Origin of the sequence: Clostridium sp., assembly GCF_029258205.1 — a bacterium.
Taxonomy (GTDB): Bacteria; Bacillota; Clostridia; order Clostridiales; family Clostridiaceae; genus Sarcina.
Genome location: NZ_JARHZJ010000064.1, coordinates 1 through 5,984 on the forward strand (window position 1 = coordinate 1; position 5,984 = coordinate 5,984).

The window sequence follows — 5,984 nt, forward strand, 5'->3', positions numbered from 1 at the left end:
ATTTCTTGAGTGGGAATAAAATAAATAATTAATTCAGATAGATATTAATTCTATCTGAATTTCAATATAATTTATCTGATTATAAAATTATTAAAAATGTAAATCTGATAAATATTAAGTATCCAGACCAATTAAAAGATATATAAATTTTTATTACGGATAAATAGGCAGTCATTTTAATATGATTGTCTATTTATCTTGTTAAATCAATAAAAATATATGACTATTTGTGATTAGATTATAAAGATGATTTAATAATATTTTGTGGATAATTTAGAGTTTTATTTTTTGTGGATAACTTTATATTTATAAATTACTTATAACTTTAAATAAAAAAGTAGCTATGAAATTTCATAGCTACTTTTTTATTTAAAGTTTTTATTTTGCTGATTTCTTTTGTAAAGCTTGGAATAAAGCTATTACTCCAATTGCTAAAATTATTAAAACTATAAATACTGAAAATCCTTGTGAATATCCAGCAAATCCTGATCTGTTTAGGAATGATGCCATTACAGGAGGAATTAAGAATCCACCTAAAGCACCTAATCCACCAATCCATCCTGAAGCTCCACCCATTGCTTCTGGAACTGCATTAGGAACTATTTTGAATACTGCTGCGTTTGCAACTCCCATACCAATAGCAAGTAAAATTATACCGATTATTGCTAAAGTCATAGTTGAAGCAAATGTCATACAAATTGCACCGATAAGTGCTATTCCTAGAGAAACTATAGTAGTTATTTCTCCACCATTTTTATCAGCAACTTTTCCTCCATATATTCTAGTTAATGAAGTTAATATAGAATATAAAGCTGTTAAAAGACCTGCTACTTTAATGTTTAATCCGAAATAAGTCATCCAGTAGTTAGGAAACCAACCTGTTAATGCTAAAAATCCACCGAAAGTTGTGAAATATATAAATACTAAAGCCCAAGTTTTCCATGATTTGGCTGATATTAAAAGTGTTTCACTTGCCTTTCCTTTAGGGAATAATTCTTGACCGTATTCCTTTGATGCTATTTCTTTAGCTTCATCTTTATTTATTCCTTTGTCAACAAGTTGGAAGTACCAAGCATTTTGACCTATTTTTATATAAATTACAGTACCAACTATTAAGAAGATTAACCAAGCTAAGTAAGAACCAGGTAATCCTAATAGGGGAAGTGCTAAGTTTGGAATTAATAATGCAAATATTCCAGGTGCTAGGTTACCAACTCCACCATATATTCCTAAAGCTATACCTTGTTTATTTTTAGGGAACCAGTATGATGCTTGACTGACACCAACAGAGAATGTTGCTATACCACATCCAGATAATAGTCCAAGTGCAAATAATAAATAATAATATTGATTTAAGTTATTGCTAAAGAAAGCTAATACTATGTATAAGCCACCCATACCTATTATTGATAAAAGTAGTAAAACTATAAGGGGCTTTCTTCCACCAGTTGTATCAACCCATGCTGAGAAAGGTATTCTAAGTAAAGAACCTGACAAATTAGGAGCTGCAATAAGCAATGCTAGTAATACTGGATTAAGATTTACGAAAGCTTCTTTAAATACTGCAGAAGTTGGTCCATAAAGAGATACTGCTGCAAAACCTATGAAGAAACCTAATGTAGCTCCTGTTAATCCACGATTTGGATTACCTTTAAGATTTAAGTTTTTCATTTCATTCACTCCATTTTTCTTAGATTGTTAATTTTTTAACTCTGAAACTTATAATTAATCTAATAAATACTTTAAAAGTATATCATCAAATAAAAGAATAAACTGTAACTTTTATCACGAAAATAAAAAAACTATTGGAACAAATTATTAATATTCCATATTATATATATTATTATCCTTAAAATTAATAATTTAATGCATATTAGTCATATATTTTAAAATAATAACTCATTATTTATGGTTAATATTTATTAATTGTAATTAATAGGGTTTTTGAGAAAATATTTATAATGAAAAAATAATTTTACAATATTGAAAATTTATTGGAAATAAATTAAAATACAAATAATATAATTTGAAAAGACGCGTGTTTTTACATGATATACATTTAAAAATTTGATAAAATAATTGTATATTAAGCTTTATTTTAGTAATTTATCAATTAATATATTTATTTAAAAGTAAATTGTAAATTATATAAGTATTGATATGAAAACAAAGAAAAATACGCAATAAAATTTTATTTTTAAAATCACAGGAAATGTATGTTATTGTAGCAATATTTTTATATGGGGCATTTTAAATTTGTTACATAACAGCAATAAATACATTAAAAGGGGGCAGATTAAATGAAAAGAAAATTAGTTATATTATTAACAGCAGGGTTAGCAACTTCAATGTTATTTGTAGCATGTGGAGGAAATAATGCAAATCAAGGAAATAACAATGGATCATCAGTTGAGACTAAGGATTTAGCAAATACAGAAAAAATAGAGGCCGCAAATCCAAGTGCACTTCCAGCAGTTGCAAAAGATAGAAAAGATACTTTAATAGTAGGAACTACAGATCCAAAGGGAGAGTTTGTACCAATATATTCTTCTACTCTTTATGATTCATGGGTTAATAAATTAGTGTTTGATGGATTAATTGATAATAATGAAAAAGGTGAAGTTTTACCAAATGTAGCAGAGAGTTATGAAATTTCTGATGATGGAAAAACATATACTTTTAAATTAAATAAAGGTATTAAATTTACTAATGGACAAGAATTAACAGCAAAAGACGTAGCGTTTACATTTACTTCTATTTGTGATCCTGGATATGATGGTCCAAGAATGGATGCTGTAAGTAACTTGGTTGGATATGAAGAATATAACAAAGGTAATGCTACAAGTGTTGAAGGTATAAAGGTAATTGATGATTATACAATATCTTTTACTAATAAAAAAGTTGATGCAGCTGGTATATGGAACTTTGGATATGGAATTATGCCTGAGAGCGTTTATAAATTTGAAAAAGGAAACTTCCAAGCTGTTAAGGACAAGTTATTAAATCCTGTAGGTTCAGGTGCATATAAGTTTGTTCATTTTAAACCAGGACAAGAAGTTAAGTTTGAGAGAAACACTAATTACTGGAAAGGAGAACCAAAGATACCTTATATAGTAATGAAAGTTACAAACTCACAAACATTATTACAAGAGTTAATGGCTGGAACAGTTGATATAGATAGAGTTCCTGCTAAACCAGAAAATATAGATCCATTAAAACAAGCTGGATTCTTAAATTTAGATTTATATATGAAAAATGGTTATGGATATATGGGACTTAACTACGGAAGTGACAAAGTTAAGGATACTAAAGTAAGACAGGCATTACTTTATGGATTAAATAGAGAAGGATTTGTTAAATCTTATTATCAAGGATATGCAGATGTTTGTAATTCACCAATACTTCCAGTTTCATGGGCATATAACCCAGAAGTTCCTAAGTATGAATACAATCCAGAAAAAGCTAAACAATTATTAGATGAAGCTGGTTGGAAAGATACAAATGGAAATGGAGTTAGAGATAAAGATGGAGTTGAATTAGATCTTCAATGGCTAACTTATACTGGTTCTAAATATGTTGATAGTTTAATACCAATAGTTCAACAATCATGGGAGCAAATAGGAGTTAAAGTTACTCCAGAGCTTATGGAATTTGGAACAATGATGGATAAGGTTGATAAGAGAGAATATGACATGTTTAACGCTGCTTGGAGTCTTTCAACAGACCCAGACCCATCAGGATTATTTGCAATTTCTCAAGATGTACCAGGTGGATTTAATAATGTTGGATGGAGAAATGAAGAAGCAGACAAGTTATTAAAAGAAGCTAAAGAAACAACTAATCAAGAAGAGAGAAAGAAAATTTACGATAAGTGGCAATTAAAATTCACTGAGGATTTACCTTATCTTCTTTTAGATGACTCACAAGAAATGTTTGCATCAAGTTCAAGAGTTAAAGGTTATCACCCTTCAACTTATATAGATTGGACTAATGATGTTTATAAACTTGAATTAGATAATAATCAATAAAAATTAAAAATAAATTAAGAAAATTAGCCTGGACAAAAATCCAGGCTAATTTTGAAAATGGGGGGAACAGCAATATGCTACAGTATATAACAAGAAGAATACTAGCAATAATACCAACTATTGTTGGAGTATCATTAGTACTTTTCTTAATATTTGCTATGGCTCCAGGAGATGCTATTACAGCAAATATTGATCCAAATATGAGTGTAGAAACTAAACAAGCAATAAGAGAAAAATATCATTTAGATGAGCCAAAAACAACACAGTATTTATACTGGCTAAAAGGAGTTGTAACAGAAGGGTCTTTAGGAGAATCTTTTTACTATAAAAGACCAGTTGCAGATGTAATGAAAGATTTCATACCAAATTCCTTTATTTTAGGAGCGGCATCACTAATTTTGGGGCTTATAATTGCGGTGCCAATAGGTATAGTTTCAGCAACAAAGCAATATTCATTTTTTGATAAATTTTTTACGGTATTTGCACTTATTGGAATATCAATACCATCATTTTTCTTTGGACTCATATTAATTAAGTATTTAGGGGTTCAACTTAATTTATTTCCAATATCGGGTATGACTACTCCAGGAAGTGCATATACAGGAATGAAATATGTTCTAGACGTATTAAAACATATGGTTTTACCACTTATAGTTTTAACTCTTGGAAGTGTAGGTGGATGGATGAGATATACTAGATCAAGTATGCTTGAGGTAGTTAGACAAGATTATATAAGAACTGCAAGAGCAAAAGGATTAAAAGAGAAGGTAGTTATATATAAACATGCTTTAAGAAATGCACTTATACCAGTTGTAACATTATTAGGAATGTCAATTCCAGGATTATTCTCAGGTGCTACATTAACAGAAAAAATATTTAACTGGCCAGGAATAGGTCCAGTACAGTTAAGTGCAGTTAATAATAGAGATTATTATCTACTTATGGGTATAAATCTTACTTTAGCTATATTAGTTTTAATAGGAAACTTACTTGCTGATATTATATATGCATTAGTAGATCCAAGAATAAGACTTAAGTAGGAGGTGCTTTTTATATGAAAACAGAATTAAATAAAGAAGTTAAAGTTAAAAAAGAAAAAATAGAAAGCCCTTGGACTGTAGCCTTTAAAAGATTAAAAAAGAATAAGTTAGCATTAGCTGGTTTATTTATATTATTAGTTTTAGTTTTAATTTCAATATTTGGACCAATGTTATATCCACATGATTATTTAACAATAGACTTATTAAGAACTAATCAGCCACCATCAGCACAGCATTGGTTAGGAACTGATGAATCTGGAAGAGATGTTTTAGCTAGACTTATGTACGGAGGAAGATATTCACTTTCAATAGGTATAGTTGCAGTAGGTATTTCTATAATTATAGGGACAACTCTAGGAATATTAGCTGGATATTATGGAGGCGTTATAGATAGTTTAATAATGAGAATTGTTGATGTATTTATGTGTTTTCCATTCTTATCATTATTAATAATGGTATCTGCTATAATGTCGGATTTAAAAATACCACCACAGTATAGAATTTTCGTAGTTATGTTTATTATTGGTGCATTAAGTTGGACTGGTACTTGTCGTATGGTTAGAGGTATGGTCTTATCTTTAAGAGAACAAGAATTTATGCAAGCTGCGGAAGCTTTAGGACTATCAGATGCTAGAAAAATGTTTTTACACTTATTACCTAATACATTAGCAGTTATTATAGTTTCAGCTACATTAGGAATTGGAGGAGCTATATTAACAGAATCATCTTTAAGTTTCTTAGGTCTTGGAGTTACACCACCTACACCAACTTGGGGCAATATGATACAGACAGCTCAAGATTATTATACATTAACAAATAGATGGTGGTTATGGATACCTCCAGGAATATGTATATTCTTAACTGTTATATCTATAAATATTTTTGGAGATGGATTAAGAGATGCTCTAGATCCTAA

The 5,984-nt window shown here is 29.2% G+C and carries 4 protein-coding genes; 3 read left to right on the forward strand and 1 reads right to left on the reverse strand.

Features of this window, described 5'->3' with window-relative positions:
* Positions 1 to 378: 378 nt before the first annotated feature.
* The gene (locus Q1J60_RS08320) at positions 379 to 1,671 is read right to left on the reverse strand and encodes an MFS transporter (protein ID WP_300260729.1); all 1,293 of its coding nucleotides are present in this window, start codon (positions 1,669 to 1,671) and stop codon (positions 379 to 381) included.
* Positions 1,672 to 2,300: 629 nt separating this feature from the next.
* Here Q1J60_RS08320 and Q1J60_RS08325 point away from each other — a divergent pair.
* The 3 genes from Q1J60_RS08325 to opp4C form a co-directional block, all read left to right on the forward strand.
* Positions 2,301 to 4,028 (forward strand): ABC transporter substrate-binding protein, encoded by a 1,728-nt coding sequence (locus Q1J60_RS08325; RefSeq protein WP_300260732.1) that lies wholly within the window; start codon positions 2,301 to 2,303, stop codon positions 4,026 to 4,028.
* 74 nt (positions 4,029 to 4,102) lie between these two features.
* Positions 4,103 to 5,068, forward strand: coding sequence for an ABC transporter permease (locus Q1J60_RS08330; protein ID WP_300260735.1), 966 nt, complete (start codon positions 4,103 to 4,105; stop codon positions 5,066 to 5,068).
* Between the two features lie 14 nt (positions 5,069 to 5,082).
* Positions 5,083 to 5,984: oligopeptide ABC transporter permease (opp4C, locus tag Q1J60_RS08335; protein ID WP_300260738.1), on the forward strand; the 902-nt coding region annotated here is incomplete at its 3' end.

Coding starts and splice junctions, on each gene's coding strand:
- Q1J60_RS08320 (WP_300260729.1), bottom strand. CDS start 1,671: ATGAAAAACTTAAATCTTAAAGGTAATCCAAATCGTGGATTAACAGGA.
- Q1J60_RS08325 (WP_300260732.1), top strand. CDS start 2,301: ATGAAAAGAAAATTAGTTATATTATTAACAGCAGGGTTAGCAACTTCA.
- Q1J60_RS08330 (WP_300260735.1), top strand. CDS start 4,103: ATGCTACAGTATATAACAAGAAGAATACTAGCAATAATACCAACTATT.